Raw genomic sequence first — 20,365 nt, 5'->3', positions numbered from 1 at the left:
GATTTAGCCTCCTAAATATTTTTGATTTATATAAATGGTAGTTCTACAACTTTAGCTTTAACTTCTCTATTCCTTATCAAAATACTAATCTCTCTACCTACTTCTGCATATTGGTTTTGTAAATATCCCATTCCAATATTTTCATCAAGTGTTGGAGAAAAGCTGCCACTTGTAACAAAGCCTGCTTTCTTGTCATTTACTTCAATGTCATAACCATGACGAGCAATGCCTCTATCCTTTAATATAAATCCAATGAGTTTTCTGTCAACTCCTGCATCACTAATTTCAAGCAAAGCTGATTTGCCATAAAAATCATCTTTATCAAATTTAACTGTCCAATTCAACCCGGCTTCTAATGGATTTATCTCTTCATCAATATCATTACCATAAAGACATAGAGCAGCTTCCAATCTTAAAGTGTTTCTACACCCTAGACCTGCAGGCATTATACCATAATCTTCTCCTGCTTCCATGATAGAATTCCAGATTGTTTCTGCAAGATCAGGGTTTAGATAAAGTTCAAACCCATCTTCACCAGTATAACCTGTTCTAGAAATAATCATTTCATGGCCATTAACTTTCTCATTCAATAACCTAAAGGGCTTTAACTCGCTTAAATCAAAATTGACAAGTGAACTTAGTACTTCTTCTGATTTTGGACCCTGTAAAGCTAGCAAGCCAAACTGATCTGTTAAATCCCTGGCATTAACATCATCTGGTGCATTCTTTGAAATCCATTCAAAATCTTTGTCTTTATTTGAAGCATTAACAACTAACATATAATGATCTGGCTTGATTCTATATACAAGTAGATCATCAATAATACCGCCATCCTCATAACACATTGGAGTATAAATAACTCTTCCAACTTCAACATCAATCTGGTTTGTAACTAATTTATTGACATAAGAGGTTGCTCCAGGTCCAGTAATTTCAATTTCTCCCATATGAGATACATCAAAAAGACCACAATTATTCCTTACTGCCTGGTGTTCTTCTATTATTCCCGTATACTGAACTGGCATTTCCCAGCCTCCAAAATCAATCATCTTAGCTCCAAGATTATGATGCAGTTGATTCAATGCTGTTTTCTTCAAATAATCCACCTCCTAATATAAACAAATATTTTAATAATTCAAACTATACTAGCAACATAATTTAATCTTTATAATTGTGCAAAATTATACAACTAAAGGGGAGGCCAGAAAAATTCCAGCCTCCCCTGTCCAGTACAATGTCCAGAGCTCCGTCCAATCAGGATTCTTATGCCTGAGAGTTTCAATCTCTTTTAAAGACCTTGCCCCTTCGGCGCTCTGTAATAACAAAGCTCTCTCCTGAAATTCTTCCGGATACTTGTATTTAATTTATGTTGCTTATTATTTATATTCGTAATAAAAGTTAAAATTCCTGCTTATTTTTAAATATTTTTTTATAATTTTATTTTCAAGCTAATTAAGTAAAAATTTCATAGATATCATCTTTAAAATCTTCTCTAGCTAAAACAACTATCATATCACCAGCGCAGACAGTTGTATTACCTCTAGGAACGATTGGTTTATCTCCTCTTAAAATCGAAACTAAGACTACTTCAATCGGCAAGTCTAAATTTTTGAGTTTTTTATTAATAGCTTTAGCTCCATTTTTCACTGTAATTCTAAGCATTTCAAGATTATCATGGTTTTTAGTCAAAATTCCTTTTAAGTCCTGCATCGCAACTTCTTGATTTACTAATCCTGTTAGTATTGATGAACTACTAATAGCTACATTAACACCTAACCAATCAAATAATCTCTCATTGCCTGGTGTATTGACTCTGGTAAATGTCCGCTTTACATCATATTGCCTTTCTGCTAACTGACAGATAACTAGATTATCTTGATCATCTTCAGTAACAGGAAGAACAACATCAGCATCTTCTATACCTGCCTCTTCTAAAATTTCTGGTTTTGAACCATCACCGCAGATTATTTTAATACCATATTTTTCTCTAATTCTATCACACTTATTCCTGTCCTGTTCAATAAGAACAATTTCGTATTTGTCCTTAAATTCATTCGTTAAATATCTCCCTATTTTGCCTCCGCCAACTATTATTACTTTCATTTTCACACCTCTATATCTATATTATAATGTTTCACGTGAAACATTATAATAATATTTATAGCCTAATTTCTATCATTTGAATAGATTAAAATTGATTGTTCCACGTGAAACATCAACTTAAGTTAAATTATCTATCAGTCTTTCTAGCTCTTTAAGATCTTTTGAATAAATAACTAATCGATTCTGGCCGTTAACTCTACTAGCTTTAGTATCCAGACCTGTGATCTCAGTTAGTCTTTTAGCTAGAGATTTTAATTCTCTATTATAAATATTTTTTTTAGCTTCAGTATCTATTTCTGAATTCAAATCTTTTTCTTTAGGTTTTTTATTGGCCCTGTCATGTATTTCGTCAATTAAATCAAGTTCATCCAAAATATCGCCATTTTCATCAGAAGTATCATTATCTTTTTTATTTTGTTTTTCTGACTTTATTTCAGCAACTAAACCTTCAGTCTGTCTTACATTCATATCTTCTGTTAAGACTTTATCCATAGCCTCTTTCTGATCTTTTTCCGATGAAAGTCCAGCTAATGCTCTGGCCTGCCCGGATGACAAACTTCCCTCCAATAATTTTGCTTGAACCTCTTTAGCTACTTTTAATAATCTAAGAGAATTAGTTATTGTTGAACGACTCTTTCCCAATCTTTCAGCTAATTCAGCCTGTGTTAAATCAAATTCATCTAAAAGTTTTTGATAAGCCCTGGACTCTTCAAGGGGATTTAAGTCTTCTCGGTGAATATTTTCAATTAAAGCTAGTTCCATCATCTTCTCTGGAGCCATTTCCTGAATAATAGAAGGGATTTCTTCTAAACCAGCTAGCTTTGCAGCACGCCATCTTCTCTCACCCGCTACAAGATAGTAACCTTCTTCATTAGGAGTTAGGATGATCGGTTGAATAACACCATTTACTTTAATAGATTCAGCAAGCTCAGCTAATTCAGTTTGATTAAATTCTTCTCGCGGCTGATACGGGTTAGCCTCAATTTTGTCAAGTTCAATATTTTTGAAACCAGCTGCATCTTTTTTGCTATCATCACTAATTAATGCATCAAGTCCTCTGCCTAACCTTCTCTTTTTAGTCATCCTCTAATACCTCCCGGGCCAGTTCTCGATATGCTTTAGCGCCTGAAGATCTGTTATCATAAGAAATAATAGACTGACCAAAACTTGGTGCTTCACTAAGCCTAACATTTCTAGGTATTACTGTTTCATATATTTCATTAGAAAAATGTTTTTTTACTTCATCTGCTACCTGATCAGAAAGATTAGTTCTACTATCATACATAGTAAGTAATACTCCCTCAAGCTCTAAGTTACTATTTAAATTATTTTGAACTAATTTAATTGTTTCCAGTAACTGACCAAGTCCCTCTAAAGCATAATACTCACATTGAATAGGTACAATTACGCCATCAGCTGCAGTTAGAGCATTTAATGTCAACAAACCTAAAGATGGAGGACAATCAATCAAGATATAATCGTATATATCTGAATCCTCTTTTAAAGCATTATCAAGTCTACTTTCCCTGGATATTTGTGACACTAGTTCAATTTCTGCACCAGCTAAATCAATATTTGCAGGGATTATATCCAGTTTCGAGTCAGTAACAGAAATTATTGCCTCAGAAAAATCAATGCCTTCAAGCAATAAATCGTAGATTGAATATTCAACATCGGTTTTATCAATACCCAGTCCACTACTAGCATTTCCTTGAGGATCTATGTCTACTATCAAAACTTTTAAACCTTTTTCTGCCAATGCTGCTCCTAAGTTAATTGCAGTAGTACTTTTCCCTACTCCGCCTTTTTGATTTACAATAGCCAATTTTTTAGCCATTTAATCACTCTCCTGCCCTGCTTGTTCCCTTTTAATTCTAATATGAAATTCAACAGCATCTTCTGATTCTAAGCGTTCAACTTTAAAATTAGCTCCAGCCTCATCAAGTTGATTGATTGTCTTTTCAATTGTGTTCAAATATAATCTAATATCTGCAAAAGCCCCTGTTATTTTGCCTGACTCTGCTTCTTTAAGCTCTTCTTTTGAACTATCTTTTACTTTATTTACAAGTTCTTCAGTTTCTCTAACATTTAAATCTTTTCTAACTGCTTCTTCAACTATATCTAGCATATCATCTTTTTTATCAAGCTTTAATAAAGCTCGAGCCTGTCTCTCATTAAGTCCACCCTGTTGAATCACATGTAAGATTGACCCTGGAAGATTAAGTAGCCTTAATTTATTAGCTATAGTTGATTGAGCTTTCCCTATCCTTGTTGCCAGTTCAGTCTGGGTAAGATTAAACTCTTCAATCAATTTATTATATGCTTCAGCTTCTTCAATGAAATTAAGATCTTTTCTTTGCAAGTTTTCTATAAGAGCAATCTCAGCCATTTCTCTATTTTCAAGATTCTTTATGATTACTGGTACTTCAGTTTTACCAAGTAATTTAACTGCTCTTAATCTTCTTTCACCGGCAATTAACTGATATTGTTTATCTTCATCAATTTTCCTTACAGTTAATGGTTGAATCACTCCATAACTGGCAATAGAATCAGCTAATTCTTGCAATTTATCTTCAGAAAAACTCTGGCGAGGCTGATATGGATTAGGAGTAATATTCTCAACATTAACATTTACTATCTGCTCATTATTTGGTTTTTGATCTTCATTATTAAAAAAAGGAATACGCATTAAATGCTACCTCCAAATTTAAAACTGTAAACAAAGTGTATTTAATTACTTATTTCTGGATTTAGATCGATATATCCTCTTTTTTTAATGGATATTTTTTTGGTTTACCTACTCTTCGAGGATATTTTTCAGGTGTATTCTTAATTTTTTTGATTTTAATAAGATATCTTTCCCTTTCTAAATCTGGAACTTTAATATTAATAATATTTATCATCCCGCCACCTAAAAAGCTTACTATTCCATTCATATCAGAAATTTCATCCTTATAATCTGGACCTTTAAATAAATAAGCATAACCACCTATTTCAATTAATGGCAGAACATATTCAATCAAAATATCCATACTTGCAACAGCCCTTGCAGATACAAAAGAAAACTGTTCTCTCCAGTCCTGTTGCTGCCCAAGTCTTTCGGCCCTTTCTTTTACAGGGTAAAATTTATCTATTTTGATTTTGTTTTTTACCATTTTTAAAAAGTTAATTCTTTTTTTTCTGGAATCTAAAAAATAAAATGATATTTCAGGATAAATCAATTTCCAAACTACTCCAGGCAAACCTGCTCCAGTACCTAGATCAAGGCCCTTATTATGATTTAAAAGTTCTATATTCTTGAGCGGAGCCATTGAATCATAAAAATGCTTAGTTATAATTTCTTCTGGCTCTGCTGGCCCAATTAAATTATATTTTTGATTTTCTTCATAAAGAAGAACTAAGTATTCATATAATCTTTCGATAACTTCCTGATTATCCGGTAAACCTAACTGGTTTAATCCTTTAGTTATTTTAAATTTTAATTTATCCTGATTCTGTTCATTAAACATCTTATTTTTCACCTTCATTATTGACTTTTTGTTTATTTTTTCTGTTTTTTTCTAAATAAATCATTAAAACTTGAATATCAGCTGGAGACACACCGGCTATCCTTGATGCCTGGCCAACAGATCTAGGCTTTACTTTATTTAATTTTTCTCTAGCTTCCTGACGCAAATTATCTAACTCTTGATAATTTATATCTTCTGGAAGAAGTTTATTCTCTAATTTATCAAATTGTTTAACCTGTTTTAATTGTCTTTCAATATACCCTTCATATTTAACAGAAATCTCAATTTGCTCTGTAATTTCAGCCGGATACTCAGGAAGATCATCAACAAGCCGGCTTAAATCTTTGTATTCTATTGCTGGTCTTCTAAGAATTTTTTCTAAACTTGCTGGCTTACTTAAATTACCACTACTTAGTTCTTCAAGAATATCTCTAACTTCTTTAGTAGGAGTAATTCTGTTGTTTTTTAAGTATTCTCTTAGTTCATTTATCTGTTCAATCTTATTTTGATAATGTTCCCAGCGCTTATCATCTACAAGTCCAATTTCTCTTCCTAATGGAGTTAATCTTTGATCTGCATTATCCTGGCGTAATAACAGACGATGTTCTGCTCTTGAAGTCATCATCCTATAAGGCTCTCTTGGTTCTTTTGTAACTAATTCATCAATTAAAACACCTATATAGGATTCGGATCTTTTAAGAATTATTGGTTCTTTATTCTGAAGAGAACGAACAGCATTTATAGCTGCAATTAAACCCTGTCCAGCAGCTTCTTCATAACCTGATGTTCCATTTAACTGACCTGCCGTATAAAGACCATCAACAAGCCTTGTTTCCAGAGTAAGATCAAACTGCCCACTTGCTACACAATCATATTCAATTGCGTATCCAGGTCTCATAATTTCAACATTTTCCATTCCTTTTAAAGTTCTAACCATATCAATCTGAACATCTAATGGAAGACTTGTTGAAAAACCTGAAATATAAAATTCTTTAGTTCCTCTGCCTTCTGGCTCTAAAAAGAATTGATGCCTCTCTTTATCAGGAAATCTTATTACCTTATCTTCGATCGAAGGACAATACCTAGGGCCAACACCGTCTATTTCTCCTGAGAATAAAGGTGTTCTATCTTCGTTCTCTCTTATGATTTCATGAGTTTCTTCATTTGAATAAGTTAGCCAGCAGGAATCCTGCTCACCTTTTAAAGAATCTGAAAGAAATGAGAAACTTAAACCTTCCTCACCTGATTGTTCTTCCAAACTAGAAAAATCTATTGACCTCCCATTAACCCTTGGAGGTGTACCTGTTTTAAATCTTAAGAGATTAAAACCTAATTTTTTAAGGGCATTTGATAATTTATTAGCAGGATATTGCTGGTTAGGGCCTGAATTAAATTTAGCTTCCCCAATTATAATTCTTCCCTTTAAAAATGTCCCTGTCGTCAAAATGACTTTTTTACCTTTATATAATATACCTGTCTTTGTTATAACTCCTTTGACTTCACCTGATTCTACTTCAAGATCTTCAACAATTGCCTGTTTTAAATCTAAATTTTCCTGATTTTCAAGGACACTCTTCATTCTTTGATGATATTTAACTTTATCAGACTGACCTCTTAAACCATGAACTGCAGGACCTTTACTAGTATTTAACATTCTAATCTGAGTCATGGTTTCATCCATATTTATAGCCATTTCTCCACCTAAAGCATCAATTTCCCTTACTATATGGGATTTGCCTGGTCCACCCAATGAAGGATTACAGGGCATAAAAGCCACATGATCTAAATTAACTGTTAAAGTTAGAACATCAAATCCCATTCTAGCTGCAGCTAAAGAAGCTTCACTTCCTGCATGACCTGCACCTACAACTATAACATCGTATTCTTTTGGATATGTCGAAAAATATTTACTCATATTAAAACTCCTTTACTGTATTATTTTCCAATACAGAAATCTTGAAAAATTTGATCTATTAAATTATCAGTTACTGTTTCACCTGTTATTTCACCTAAACTTAGCAAAGCATCTTTTAAGTCTACAGATAATAAATCTGGAGGAATATTATTTTTATTACCTTCAATTACTAATTCAAGACTAACCTTTGCTTTTTCCAATAAATTTCTATGACGCATTCTTGTAATAATTTGATCATAACCACCTTTTACATCTCCTGCCATGATTTCATCTTTAATTGTCTTTTCTAACTCTTTTAAACCTGCACCTGTTTGAACTGAAGTATAAATAATTCTCCCATCAGGAAAATTTTCTTCAATTTTATTATGATCTATTTCCTTTGAGAGGTCAGTCTTATTTACCAGTATAATTATTGGTTTATCCTTTACTTCCTGATATATCTTATAATCCCCAGGGGAAATGCCCTGAGATACATCTAACATCAATAAAACCAGATCTGCAGTTTGAAGAGAGTTTATTGTTCTTTCTACGCCTATCTTTTCTACTTGATCTGAAGTTTCTCTTATACCTGCTGTATCAGTAATTCTTAACGGAATTCCACCAAGATTTACAAGTTCTGAAATTATATCTCTAGTAGTCCCTGGTATTTCAGTAACTATAGCTCTATTCTCTTTTAGTAAATAATTTAATAAACTTGATTTGCCAACATTTGGCTTCCCAACAATTACAGTTTCTACTCCTTCAGTAAAGATTTGTCCTGTTTTACTACTTTGTATAAGTTCATTTAAAGTATCAATAACTTGATTAATTTTATCATTAACTCGATCACTATCAAATCCTGGAACTTCATCTTCTGGAAAATCAATGCTAGCTTCCATTCCTGCTAAAATAGTCATTAATTGTTCCCGAATATCTTTTATATGATCAGATAAACCACCTTTCAAATGCTGAACAGCAAGCTCTCTACCTTTTTCAGTCTGAGAATTAATTAAATCCATGATTCCTTCAGCCTGGGTAAGATCTATTCTCCCGTTCATAAAAGCTCGCTTAGAAAATTCTCCAGGCTCAGCAAGTCTTGCTCCTGCTGATAAAACAGCATCCAGAACTCCCTGCAATGGTAGGCTTCCCCCATGACAATCAAACTCTACTGTATCTTCTGCAGTAAATGATTTGGGGGCCTTTAAAATTAAAGCAAGTACCTCATCTATATCTTTATTATTTTTATCTCTTATAAAGCCATAATGAATTGTATGACTTTCTACCTTTTTTAAACTTTCAGTTGAAGATGAATAAAAAACTTTATCTGCTATCTCTAGAGCATCTTCACCACTGATTCTAATTTTTCCTATACCTGCACAACCAGGAGGAGTTGAAATTGCAGCTATTGTATCATCCATATTATAATTCATAATTAACACCCCGGTTTTAATTAAATTATTTAAGTTAAAAACCCAGCAGGTAATCCCTGCTGGGTTAATTTTCAAAATTAAACCTTCTCAATCATTACTTTTCTAAAGGGCTCTTCGCCTTCACTATATGATTTTACTCTATCATCATCTTTAATAGCCAGATGAATTATTCTTCTTTCATGAGGCGGCATTGGGTCCAACATAACTTTTCGACCTGTCTCAAGAGCTTTATTTTTCATTTTGTTAGCCAATCTCTCTAAAGTTTCTTTTCTTCTCTCTCGATAACCCTCTGCATCAAGCATTATCCTAAAATAATCATCAGTCTCTCGATTTACTGCTAAAGAAGTTAAATATTGCAAAGCATCAAGAGTTTCTCCTCTATGCCCAATGACTAATCCTAATTCAGAAGAAGATAAATTAAAATAAAGTTGTTTATCATCTGATTTAGACTCAATATATTCCACTTCAACATTTAAATCACTTGATGAAAATATTTCTTCTAAAAAGTTCTTACCTATCTCAGAAGGAATTATTTTTTTTGTAACTTCTACTACTGCCTCTTTTCCACCAATTAAACCTAAAAAACCTTTACTACCTTCATCAATTATATTTATTTCTGCCTCTTGCCTTGATAAATCAAGTTTCTTTAAAGCTTTATCAATTGCTTCTTCTACGGAATTACCAGTCTCTTTACAGCTTACCATATTAAAACGCCTCCTTAAGCGGCTTCAGCTTCTGCATCAGTTTCTTTTGATAATAAATACTGTTGAATAACAGAAAATAATGTGGAAGTTAACCAATAGACCATTATCCCTGCTGGTAGTTGAAAACCTATAAAGACTATCATAATCGGCATTATCCACATCATCATACCTGATTTTCCGCCACCACCACCAGATATGCTCTGAGTGATCTTAGTTTGAGCTACCATAACAAGACCATTAATAATAACTAAAGCAATATCAGGTTCTGCCAGTGAACCGTCTGTAATTCTTCCTATCCATAGAAAAGCTGACTCTCCAAAGGTTTCGCTCATAGCCAGAATTGCTCTATATAAGGGGATGAGAATAAATAATTGTAATATCATTGGTAAGCAACCAGCAATTGGGTTTACATTATTATCCTGATATAACTTCATCATTTCTTCCTGTTGTTTCTCTTTATTATCTTCATATTTCTCTTTGATTTTTTCCATTTTAGGCTGTAAATCCTGCATAGCTTTCATTGACCTTGTTTGTTTAGCTGTCAATGGAAATAAAGCAAACTTTATTGCCAGAGTAAATACTATTATCGCTATTCCATATCCTGGAACAATAGGTAACTGCTGAATAAATTCTATAATCTGAATAATTATATCTATGAAACCATCAAAAAATCCAAACATTTTTTAAATTCCTCCTATAATTTAATCTACCGGATCATAACCACCTGGATGAAAAGGATGACAGCGTAAAATTCTCTTTAATCCTAACCAACTACCTTTTATTATACCATACTTTTTAATTGCAGTTGCTGTATATGTTGAACAAGTTGGATAATATCGACATGATTTTGGTAATAAAGGAGATATATAATCCTGATAGAACTTAATTAATTTTAAAAATAATAATTTAATCATAATGTTCATCTCCATTTTATTTAACCCTTAATTAAGGAACACCTGTAAAGCAAAGATTTTAAATCACTCTTAATTTGATGATAATTTAAATTAACTACAGGCTTTCTTGCAATAATCACAATATCTAAGTTTAATTTTATGTAATTATTATCATCCCATTTTCTCAAAATTTCTTTAATTCTGCGTTTAACCTTATTTCTCACAACTGCATTACCAATTTTTTTACTAACAGTAATTCCATAACGATTGGCAGAACTATTATCTTTATTATCTAACCAGTAGACTACTAAATATTTACTGGCTTTTGACTGACCTTTCTTATAAACCTTTTGAAATTGACTATTTTTTTTTAAACTTTCCAAACTTATACCTCCAGACCTGCCAATTTATCACCCATACAATATAAATTATATGGTATTTAAAAATACTAGTCAAGGTATTTTGCTTTTCCACAAGAATATTTTTGTTGATAAAATGTTAATAATCTGTTATTATATTAGTGATTACTTGTGGAAAACTTTTGATTATGACTCTGAACTAAAAGAATATCGATTGTTAACTCTGTGTATTAATTTATCAACAATTATTTAAAAAACGACAAAAAAATTAAAGTTATCCACAAAAACACACGTTTTTATCCACAATCTGTTGATAAGTGCTGGTTATCCACTATCAACTGTGGATAACTATCTATTTTATTCACAGGGTTGTAGATAATTTTATTAATAATTTTTAGCTTTTTTTATATAGTATAAGTTTGAATCCTTTTTTATTTATGTGGATAAGTAATCTATTTATCCACAATCTGTGGAGAAACGATTTTCAGGAGGTATTATATGAAATTGACCGAAAAAAAATTAAATGATATCTGGGAGGAAAGTTTAGAAAGAATTAAAGAACAATTAAGCAATCCAAGTTTTAAAACCTGGTTTTCTGATACTGAACCAATTAAAATAAAAAATAATACTTTACAATTAAAGGTTCCTAATGATTTTATTAAAGATTGGATCAGTTCCCGCTATCAAAACTTAATCATTGAAACTATTGAAGAAATAACTGATACTGAATTAGATTTAGAATTTTTAACACCTGATGAAATTAAAGAATCAAAACAAGAAGTAACATCAAATAATAATAATAGGAAAAAGGTAAAAACAACCAATCAAATTAAAAACGGTATTAATCCTAAATATACTTTTGATACATTTGTAGTAGGTAATAGCAATCGCTTTGCTCATGCCGCTTCATTAGCCGTTGCAGAAGCTCCAGCAAAAGCTTATAATCCTCTTTTTATTTATGGAGATGTTGGATTAGGTAAAACCCACCTTATGCAGGCTATTGCACACTTTATTCTTGATCATAATCCAGATAATAAAGTTGTTTATGTTTCCTCAGAAACCTTTACAAATGAATTAATAAATGCTATTAAAGATGATAAAACTGTTGATTTTAGAGATAAATACAGAAATATTGATATACTTTTAGTTGATGATATTCAGTTTTTAGCTGGAAAAGAACGAACTCAAGAAGAATTTTTTCATACATTTAATGCTCTTCATGAATCAAATAGACAGTTAATTATCTCCAGTGATCGCCCACCTAAAGAAATACCTACTCTGGAGGAAAGATTAAGATCTCGTTTTGAATGGGGACTAATTACTGATATTCAAAGTCCAGATTTAGAAACAAGAATTGCTATATTAAGAAAAAAAGCTGATATTGAAAATTTAGAAATTCCAAATGAAGTTATTATTGATATAGCAAATAAAATACAATCTAATATTAGAGAATTGGAAGGAGCATTAATAAAGGTTATAGCTTATGCTGAATTAGTAGAAAGAGAAATAGATCTTGATTTAGCAAAAGAAGCTTTAAAAGACCTGGTTAGTAATGATAGTTCTGAACCAAAAGAAATAACTATAAATCATATAAAGAAAATAGTTGCTGATTATTATAATCTAAATTTAGAAGAAATAGATTCTAAAAAAAGAACTCAAAATATTGTTTTGCCCAGACAGATTGCAATGTATTTATCCAGGGAGATGACAGATGCCTCATTACCTATGATTGGAGATAATTTTGGTGGAAGAGACCATACTACTGTGATGCATGCCCATAATAAGATTACTGAAAAATATGCAGATGAAGAAAATTTCAAAAATACAATTGATAATTTAATAAAAAAAATTAAATCTTAATAACTTTGTTTAAAAGTTGTTAACTGTCTGTGGATAAAATTGTGGATATCTTTTTGAATTATTTTCTCTGTTCAAATGTGGATAAATACTTAATTATAGCCCACAGTTATTGCACAGGCTAAATAACCATTATTTCATACAAAGCAGACAGTTTTACACATATAAACATTCCCTACTACTATTACTATTAATTTTAGATATGATAGATAATTACGGAGGTGCTAACATGAATTTTATTATTGAACAATCAGTTTTCCACAATGCTCTTAAAAAAGTTAATAGAGCAGTCTCAAAAAGTAATACATTACCAATTTTATCTGGACTATTATTAAAAGGTGCTGAGAATAAAAATTTACAGTTAGTTTCAACAGATTTGGAAATAGGTATTGAATTAGAAATTGGTGCAGATATTAATCAAACAGGAAATATTGTATTACCTGCCAATGAACTTTCTAATATTATTAGGGAGTTACCTGCTGAGCCAATACATATTAAAGTTAATCAAGATAATTATACAGCTGAAATTCAAACTTCTAATTCACACTTTAAATTAAATGGTTTTAATCCTGAAGAATTCCCTTCTTTGCCTGAAGTTGAAAAGAATTATAATTTAAAGATTAATTCAGATCAATTAAAAAATATTATAGATAGAGTTAAATTTTCCTGTGATAAAAATAATTCACAACCAGGATTAACTGGAGCTTTATTATCTATTAAAGAAAATGAAATAATAATGGTTGCTACAAATACCTATAGAATGGCTTACTGTAAAAAAGATATAGATCATGAAATAGGTGAAGAAATCAGAAACATAATTCCAGTTAACTCTTTAAATGAGTTAAGTAATTTGCTTGGAGATTATGAAGATGAAGAAGTTAATGTTATAATAGACAATAGTCATATTAAATTTTACTTTGGAGATTTAATATTAACGTCGAGATTAATTGAAGGTAAATTCCCTAATTATCAACAGGTTATGCCCAATGATTTTAATAATTTAATAAGAATTGAAAAAGATAGTTTATTAAAAGCAGTTAAAAGAGCGTCATTAATAGCTAAATTAGATTCAGGAGTAATTAACTTGAAATTTACTAATGATAAATTAATTATTGAATCAGTTAATTCAGAAAAGGGCCATGCCCATGAAGAAGTTAATATTGAAATGGATGGCGGAGAACAAAATATAAATATAGATGTAAATTATTTAATAGATGTTTTAAAAATAATATCTGAAGAAGAGGTTAAACTAGAATTAATCGGCCCATTAAATCCTTTAACTGTAAAAGAAGCTGATAATGAAGATTTTATATATTTAATAATGCCAGTTAGACCTGGATCGTAGGTGATAATATGCAAAAGAAAATAAAAATTAATACAGAATCTATTAAATTGGATCAATTTTTAAAGTGGTCAAATATTGTTGGTTCTGGTGGTGAAGCAAAAAATTTGATTCAAGCAGGAAATGTTCTGGTTAATCAAGAAGTAGAATATAGTAGAGGAAGAAAACTTTATCCAGGAGATAAAGTTGAATTTTTAGGAGGAAAAACTATTTATATTGTAAGTAGGGATTAAATTGTTAATTAAACGAATATATTTAAAAAACTTTCGTAATTTAAAGTCGGTACTTTTGGATTTTAATTCAGATTTAAATATAATTGTTGGAGATAATGGCCAGGGAAAAACTAACTTATTGGAAGCTATTTATTATATTAGTACTGGCCGATCACATAGGACTTCAACTGATAAAGAATTAATAAATTTTTCTGAAGACGATAATTCTGATAATAAAAAATTAATTATTCAAACAAAAATTTTAAAAGAAGATAAATTAAATCAAAAACTTTCCCTGCAGATTCAAGGCAGGGATAAGTTATTTAAAGTAGATGATAAAGAAGTTGAAAAAATTTCAGATTTTATTGGAAAATTAAATGTTGTATTATTTTCTCCTGAAGATCTGGATTTAGTAAAAGGTGGTCCTGCAAATAGGCGAGATTTTCTGGATACTGAAGTATCTCAGGTTAATCCATATTATTACCACCAGTTAAAAAAATATGAAAAAGTGTTAAAACAGAGAAATAATCTTCTTAAAGAGATAAGATATAATTCAAATAAAGATAAATCTGTTTTAGAAGTATTTACAGATCAATTAGTTAGTATTGGCAGTAAAATTATTAAAAAGAGACAAGAAGTTGTTGAAAAACTTAAAATTTTAGCCCGCTTACATCAAAGAAAATTAACTGATAATCAGGAAAATTTAAAGGTTATTTATGATCCAAGCTTTGAATTTGAAAATATCAAAAATATTGAAGAAGAGTTTAATGAAATTATTACAAAAAAAATTGATAAAGAGATCGAAAGGGGATATACTTTAATAGGCCCCCATAGAGATGATTTAATTTTAGAAATAAATGGATATGACATTAGAAAATTTGGTTCTCAGGGCCAACAAAGGACAGCAGCTCTGGCTTTAAAACTTGCTGAACTTGAATTTATGAAAAGTGAATCAGGAGAATATCCTGTTTTATTACTAGATGATGTTTTTTCTGAATTGGATGGAATCAGAAGACAGGAGTTAATTAATTTTATTGGTCAGAGAATACAAACTTTTATTACAACAACTGATAAGCTATTGGTAGAAGATATAGCCAGTGATGAAGATAAATATTTTTATATTAAATCTGGTAAGTTTTATTAAGGGTGGTGTCAGATTTTGTTTTTACATATCGGTGATGGGAATATGATTCCTGCAAAGGATATAGTTTTTCTTGGAGATATTGAATCTGTGGCTGATAGTAAGATTACAGATGAATTTTTTAAAATGGCTGATGAAGAAGGTTTTATTATTGACCAGACAAAAGCTAATTCAAAAATTAGATCTTTTATTCTGACTGGAGAAAAAATTTATTATTCAATTATTTCCACTAATACTTTAGAGGATAGATTGAAAAATTTGATCAGTGAAAATGGAGGAGTTTGATGGTTATGATCGATGAACGTAGATACGAAGCAGAAGATATTCAGGTTCTTGAAGGTCTTGAAGCTGTTAGAAAAAGACCAGGGATGTATATAGGATCAACTGCTCTTGATGGCTTGCATCATTTAGTATATGAAGTTGTTGATAATAGTATTGATGAGGCTATGAGTGGTTATTGTGATATTGTTAAAATAGAACTTAAAGAGGGAAATATTGTTGAAGTAAGCGATAATGGTAGAGGTATACCGATAGAGACTCATCCTAAAATTAATAGGCCAGCAGTTGAAGTAGTTATGACTACTCTTCATGCAGGTGGAAAATTTGGAGGAGAAGGTTATAAAGTTTCTGGTGGATTACATGGTGTTGGTGTATCTGTAGTTAATGCATTATCAGAATGGTTAGAAGTAAAAATTAATTGGAAAGATGGAAATATTTATAAACAGAAATATAAAAAAGGTCTGACTGTTTCTGATTTAGAAGTAGTTGATAGTCATTCAGGTGAAAATACTGGAACTACCATAACTTTTAAACCTGATGAAGATATTTTTAATGAAATTAATTTTAAATATAAGGTATTGGCTCAGAGGTTCAAAGAACTTGCATATTTAAACAGAGGTATTAAAATAAGATTTATTGATAGTCGTCAGGATGAACCAAAAGTAAATGAATACTGCTATGAAGGCGGTATTATATCATTTGTCAAGAACTTAAATAAGAATAAAAAGACATTATTTCCTGATCCAATTTATATTCATGAAGAGGCAGATGAACATGAAGTAGAGATTGCTATTCAATATAATAATGGTTTTAATGAAAATATATTTAGTTTTGCAAATAATATTAATACCAAAGAGGGCGGTACCCATCTGAGTGGTTTTAAAAGTGCATTAACTAGAACTGTTAATGATTACGCCCGGGGTAAAAATATTTTGAAAGAAAATGATGATAATTTAAAAGGTGAAGATATTAGAGAAGGTTTACTTGCGATAATAAGTGTTAAATTAGCTGAGCCTCAATTTGAAGGTCAGACTAAGACTAAACTTGGAAATAGTGAAATAAGAGGTTTTGTTGATTCTACATTAAGCAAACACTTAAAAATATTTTTAGAGGAAAATCCTGCTGTAGCTAAGACTATTGTTGAAAAGGCTTTGCAGGCGGCCAGGGCTAGAAAAGCTGCAAAAAAAGCTAGAGATTTAACTAGAAGAAAAAGTGCTTTAACTTCAACAGCATTACCTGGTAAATTGGCTGACTGTTCTTCAAAGGATACTGAAGAATCTGAGCTTTATATAGTTGAGGGTGATTCTGCTGGTGGTTCTGCCAAACAGGGTAGAGATAGAAAGTTTCAAGCGATTCTCCCTTTAAGAGGTAAAATTTTAAATGTTGAAAAAGCCCGTCTAAATAAAATTTTAAATAATAAAGAGATAAGATCTTTAATTACTGCTATTGGTACAGGTGTAGGAGAAGAATTTGATCTTGAAAAACTTAGGTATGGTAAGATAATAATTATGACTGATGCTGATGTTGATGGTGCTCATATAAGGACTTTGCTTTTAACATTCTTTTATAGATATATGGAACCTCTATTGACTGATGGTAGAGTATATATTGCACAGCCTCCGCTGTATAAAGTGAAAATTGGAAGAAAAGAAGAATATGCTTACAATGAGAGGGCTCTTAAAGAACTATTAGGGGAAAATGAAGGTAAAAATTTCTCATTACAGAGATATAAGGGTTTAGGAGAGATGAATCCTGATCAACTCTGGGATACAACTATGGCCCCTGAAGAAAGATTGCTTTTAAGAGTTGAGATAGAAGATGCTATTTTAGCAGATGAAACCTTTACTACCCTTATGGGTGATAGGGTAAGTCCTAGAAGACAATTTATTGAAGAGCATGCTCATGAGGTTGATAATCTTGATGTATAAATCAAAGTTGGATAGTTTAGATTTAAAGGTAGGTGGATTTTTTAAATGCTAAAAGAAAATATTAAACAGGTTGCCATTGATGATGAAATGAAAGATGCATATTTGGATTATGCTATGAGTGTTATAGTTGGTAGGGCTTTACCAGATGTTAGGGATGGTCTAAAGCCTGTTCATAGAAGAATTTTATATGCTTTAAAAGATTTAAATATAACTTCAAGGTCTTCCCATAAAAAGTCGGCTAGAATTGTTGGAGAAGTTTTAGGTAAATACCATCCACATGGAGATACATCAGTCTATGATGCAATGGTGAGAATGGCCCAGGATTTCTCTTATAGATATCCCTTAGTTGATGGTCATGGTAACTTCGGTTCTGTAGATGGTGATTCTGCTGCAGCCATGAGATATACAGAAGCAAGAATGGCTAAAATATCTGAAGAATTATTAAAGGATATTGATAAAGAAACAGTAAATTTTAAAGGTAACTTCGATGATACTTTAGAAGAACCAGAAGTTTTGCCTGCAAGAATCCCAAATTTATTGATTAATGGAAGTTCAGGTATAGCCGTTGGGATGGCCACTAGTATACCTCCACATAATTTAGAGGAAGTTATAGATGGTGTAATTAAATTAATAGATAATTCAAATATTGATATAACTGAATTAATGGAATCAATTAAAGGCCCTGATTTTCCAACTGGCGGTTCAATAATGAATAGAGATGAAATAATTAAGGCTTATCGAACTGGTAGAGGTAAAGTTAGAGTTAGAGCTAAGACCAGGATTATTAATCAGGAGAGCAGTAGTCCTACTATTATTGTTGATGAATTGCCATATCAGGTTAATAAAGCTAAATTAATAACTAAAATAGCTGATCTTGTAAAAGATGATAGAATAGATGGTATTAGAGATTTAAGAGATGAATCTGATAGAGATGGAATGAGAATAGTTATTGAATTAAAAAACAATGCTAACCCTGATGTTTTATTAAATCAACTCTTTAAGCATACCCAACTTCAGGATACTTTTAGTGTTATTATGCTTGCATTAGTAGATAATCAACCTAAAGTTTTATCATTAAAGGAAATGCTGCATCATTACCTGCAACATCAAAAAGAAGTTGTTAGAAGAAGGACTATTTATGATTTAAATAAAGCTGAAGATAGAGCTCATATTTTAGCAGGATTTAGAATTGCTTTAAAGGATATTGATGAGGTTGTTGAATTAATTAAAAAAGCTCCAGATACTGATACAGCCTCTCAGCAATTACAGGATAAGTTCAGTTTATCTGAAAGGCAGTCCCAGGCAATTTTAAGTATGCAACTTAAAAGGCTGACAGGTCTAGAGAGAGATAAAATTGAAGCTGAATATAGTGAATTACAGGAGACAATAGCTTATTTAAGAAGTATACTTGCAAATGAAGAAAAACTTGTTAAATTAATCCGTGATGAATTACTAGAAATAAAAGAAACTTATAAAGATGAACGTAGAACTGAAATTTTAAATCAGGATGTAAGTTTAGAAATTGAAGATCTTATTGAAGAAGAGAATATAGTTGTTGCATTAACTAACTTTGGTTATATAAAAAGAATGCCTCTTGATACATACAGGAGTCAGCGAAGAGGTGGAAAAGGAATTATTGGTATTAGTACAAGGGAAGATGATTTTGTAGCTAATATCTTTACTGCTACCACCCATAGAACTTTCCTCTTCTTTACTAATAATGGTCAGGTTTATAGACTTAAAGGGTATCAGATACCTGAAGCTGGAAGACAGGCTAGAGGTACTGCTATAATTAATCTCCTTGACCTAGATGAAGAAGAAAAAATAAATGCAATTATTCCAGTTAAAGAATTTGATGAAGATAGATATCTTGTAAAAGTCACTAAACAGGGTATTATTAAAAAGACTTCATTAACTGAATATGATACTAATTATACAGGACTTCAAGGAATACACCTTAGAGATAATGATGAATTAGTAGATGTTAAGTTTGCTTATAATGATGAGGATATCATTATAACATCTCGTAATGGCAAAAGTATTCGTTTTCCAGTAGATGAAATAAGAGATACTGCTAGAAACTCTATTGGTGTTAAAGCTATTGACTTAGATGAAGACGATGAAGTAATTGGAATTGGTCTATCAAATGAAGGAGAAGATCTTTTTGTAATATCCGAAAATGGATATGGTAAAAGAACAGCTTTAGAAGAATTCAGGCCTCAGCATCGAGGCGGTAAAGGTGTTATTACCGCTAAGCTTTCTGATAAAGTCGGTAAATTAGTACAATCTAAGGTGGTTAATTCTGAACAGGAATTATTAATTATTACTCAGGATGGTATTATGATAAGAGTAGAAATTGATGATATATCATGTATAAGTAGAAATACACAGGGAGTTAAAGTTATATCATTAAATGATGGAGATAGTGTTGTATCCCTGGCAAAGATTGATTTTGATGATGAGGATGAAGAAAATTTAGAAGAAATTGAAGAAGAATAAAAGTATACTGGGCCGGAGTAAAATCTGGCCCTTAAATTTTTATAAATAAATTTTAAAAAATCCTTGACAATCTAAATTATTGATGTTAGTATAATACTTGTCGCGTGAAAATAAAAGACATAAAAAATTAGTTTTTGCGGCAGAAAAGAACCTTGAAAAATGGATAGCAACCAGCCGAGAAAGATAGGCGGAAACCCGGAAAGTTGATGTAAGAG

General features: G+C 31.2%; 19 protein-coding genes and 1 riboswitch. Of the genes, 7 read left to right on the top strand and 12 right to left on the bottom strand.

The window, feature by feature from the left end:
- Window positions 1-26 precede the first annotated feature (26 nt).
- The 12 genes from gcvT to rnpA form a co-directional block, all read right to left on the bottom strand.
- The gene (gene gcvT / locus I0Q91_RS11565; RefSeq protein WP_270454715.1) at window positions 27-1,106 is read right to left on the bottom strand and encodes a glycine cleavage system aminomethyltransferase GcvT; all 1,080 of its coding nucleotides are present in this window, start codon (window positions 1,104-1,106) and stop codon (window positions 27-29) included.
- Between the two features lie 141 nt (window positions 1,107-1,247).
- Window positions 1,248-1,345, bottom strand: a riboswitch (glycine riboswitch).
- Window positions 1,346-1,452: 107 nt separating this feature from the next.
- A complete protein-coding gene (locus tag I0Q91_RS11560) occupies window positions 1,453-2,103 on the bottom strand; it encodes a potassium channel family protein (protein ID WP_270454714.1) in 651 nt (216 codons plus the stop codon).
- A 117-nt stretch (window positions 2,104-2,220) separates the two neighbouring features.
- Window positions 2,221-3,186, bottom strand: a complete 966-nt coding sequence (locus I0Q91_RS11555) for a ParB/RepB/Spo0J family partition protein (RefSeq protein ID WP_270454713.1) — start codon at window positions 3,184-3,186, stop codon at window positions 2,221-2,223.
- Complete coding sequence (locus I0Q91_RS11550) at window positions 3,179-3,940, bottom strand: ParA family protein (protein WP_270454712.1); 762 nt, start codon at window positions 3,938-3,940, stop codon at window positions 3,179-3,181. The genes I0Q91_RS11555 and I0Q91_RS11550 overlap by 8 nt, the downstream gene beginning before the upstream one ends.
- Window positions 3,941-4,792, bottom strand: a complete 852-nt coding sequence (locus tag I0Q91_RS11545; RefSeq protein WP_270454711.1) for a ParB/RepB/Spo0J family partition protein — start codon at window positions 4,790-4,792, stop codon at window positions 3,941-3,943.
- A 61-nt stretch (window positions 4,793-4,853) separates the two neighbouring features.
- Window positions 4,854-5,612, bottom strand: coding sequence for a 16S rRNA (guanine(527)-N(7))-methyltransferase RsmG (rsmG, locus tag I0Q91_RS11540; protein WP_270454710.1), 759 nt, complete (start codon window positions 5,610-5,612; stop codon window positions 4,854-4,856).
- A 1-nt stretch (window position 5,613) separates the two neighbouring features.
- A complete protein-coding gene (gene mnmG, locus I0Q91_RS11535; protein ID WP_270454709.1) occupies window positions 5,614-7,527 on the bottom strand; it encodes a tRNA uridine-5-carboxymethylaminomethyl(34) synthesis enzyme MnmG in 1,914 nt (637 codons plus the stop codon).
- Window positions 7,528-7,547: 20 nt separating this feature from the next.
- Window positions 7,548-8,936, bottom strand: coding sequence for a tRNA uridine-5-carboxymethylaminomethyl(34) synthesis GTPase MnmE (gene mnmE, locus I0Q91_RS11530; RefSeq protein WP_270454708.1), 1,389 nt, complete (start codon window positions 8,934-8,936; stop codon window positions 7,548-7,550).
- A gap of 77 nt (window positions 8,937-9,013) precedes the next feature.
- Window positions 9,014-9,640 carry an RNA-binding cell elongation regulator Jag/EloR gene (gene jag, locus I0Q91_RS11525; RefSeq protein ID WP_270454707.1) on the bottom strand — a complete coding sequence of 209 codons (627 nt, stop codon included), beginning with the start codon at window positions 9,638-9,640 and terminating at the stop codon, window positions 9,014-9,016.
- 14 nt (window positions 9,641-9,654) lie between these two features.
- Window positions 9,655-10,320, bottom strand: coding sequence for a YidC/Oxa1 family membrane protein insertase (locus I0Q91_RS11520; protein WP_270454706.1), 666 nt, complete (start codon window positions 10,318-10,320; stop codon window positions 9,655-9,657).
- Between the two features lie 21 nt (window positions 10,321-10,341).
- Window positions 10,342-10,554, bottom strand: a complete 213-nt coding sequence (gene yidD, locus I0Q91_RS11515; RefSeq protein ID WP_270454705.1) for a membrane protein insertion efficiency factor YidD — start codon at window positions 10,552-10,554, stop codon at window positions 10,342-10,344.
- Window positions 10,555-10,574: 20 nt separating this feature from the next.
- The gene (gene rnpA / locus I0Q91_RS11510) at window positions 10,575-10,916 is read right to left on the bottom strand and encodes a ribonuclease P protein component (protein ID WP_270454704.1); all 342 of its coding nucleotides are present in this window, start codon (window positions 10,914-10,916) and stop codon (window positions 10,575-10,577) included.
- A 474-nt stretch (window positions 10,917-11,390) separates the two neighbouring features.
- On the opposite strand from rnpA, the gene dnaA reads away from it, so the two are divergent.
- The 7 genes from dnaA to gyrA all read left to right on the top strand — a co-directional run bounded on the left by dnaA (window position 11,391) and on the right by gyrA (window position 20,150).
- Window positions 11,391-12,752: a chromosomal replication initiator protein DnaA gene (dnaA, locus tag I0Q91_RS11505; protein WP_270454703.1), complete on the top strand. Its 1,362-nt coding sequence runs from the start codon at window positions 11,391-11,393 to the stop codon at window positions 12,750-12,752.
- A gap of 226 nt (window positions 12,753-12,978) precedes the next feature.
- Window positions 12,979-14,094 carry a DNA polymerase III subunit beta gene (gene dnaN, locus I0Q91_RS11500; protein ID WP_270454702.1) on the top strand — a complete coding sequence of 372 codons (1,116 nt, stop codon included), beginning with the start codon at window positions 12,979-12,981 and terminating at the stop codon, window positions 14,092-14,094.
- Window positions 14,095-14,102: 8 nt separating this feature from the next.
- A complete protein-coding gene (gene yaaA / locus I0Q91_RS11495) occupies window positions 14,103-14,324 on the top strand; it encodes a S4 domain-containing protein YaaA (protein ID WP_270454701.1) in 222 nt (73 codons plus the stop codon).
- A gap of 1 nt (window position 14,325) precedes the next feature.
- On the top strand, window positions 14,326-15,447 hold the full coding sequence (gene recF / locus I0Q91_RS11490; protein ID WP_270454700.1) for a DNA replication/repair protein RecF: 1,122 nt from the start codon (window positions 14,326-14,328) through the stop codon (window positions 15,445-15,447).
- Between the two features lie 15 nt (window positions 15,448-15,462).
- Complete coding sequence (gene remB, locus I0Q91_RS11485; RefSeq protein WP_270454699.1) at window positions 15,463-15,729, top strand: extracellular matrix regulator RemB; 267 nt, start codon at window positions 15,463-15,465, stop codon at window positions 15,727-15,729.
- Window positions 15,730-15,734: 5 nt separating this feature from the next.
- Window positions 15,735-17,651, top strand: a complete 1,917-nt coding sequence (gene gyrB / locus I0Q91_RS11480) for a DNA topoisomerase (ATP-hydrolyzing) subunit B (RefSeq protein WP_270454917.1) — start codon at window positions 15,735-15,737, stop codon at window positions 17,649-17,651.
- Between the two features lie 45 nt (window positions 17,652-17,696).
- On the top strand, window positions 17,697-20,150 hold the full coding sequence (gene gyrA / locus I0Q91_RS11475) for a DNA gyrase subunit A (RefSeq protein WP_270454698.1): 2,454 nt from the start codon (window positions 17,697-17,699) through the stop codon (window positions 20,148-20,150).
- Window positions 20,151-20,365: the final 215 nt, after the last annotated feature.

It is taken from the genome of Halonatronomonas betaini (genome assembly GCF_015666175.1).
Lineage (GTDB): Bacteria > Bacillota > Halanaerobiia > Halanaerobiales > Halarsenatibacteraceae > Halonatronomonas > Halonatronomonas betaini.
This window is presented reverse-complemented; position numbering and strand designations above follow the sequence as displayed.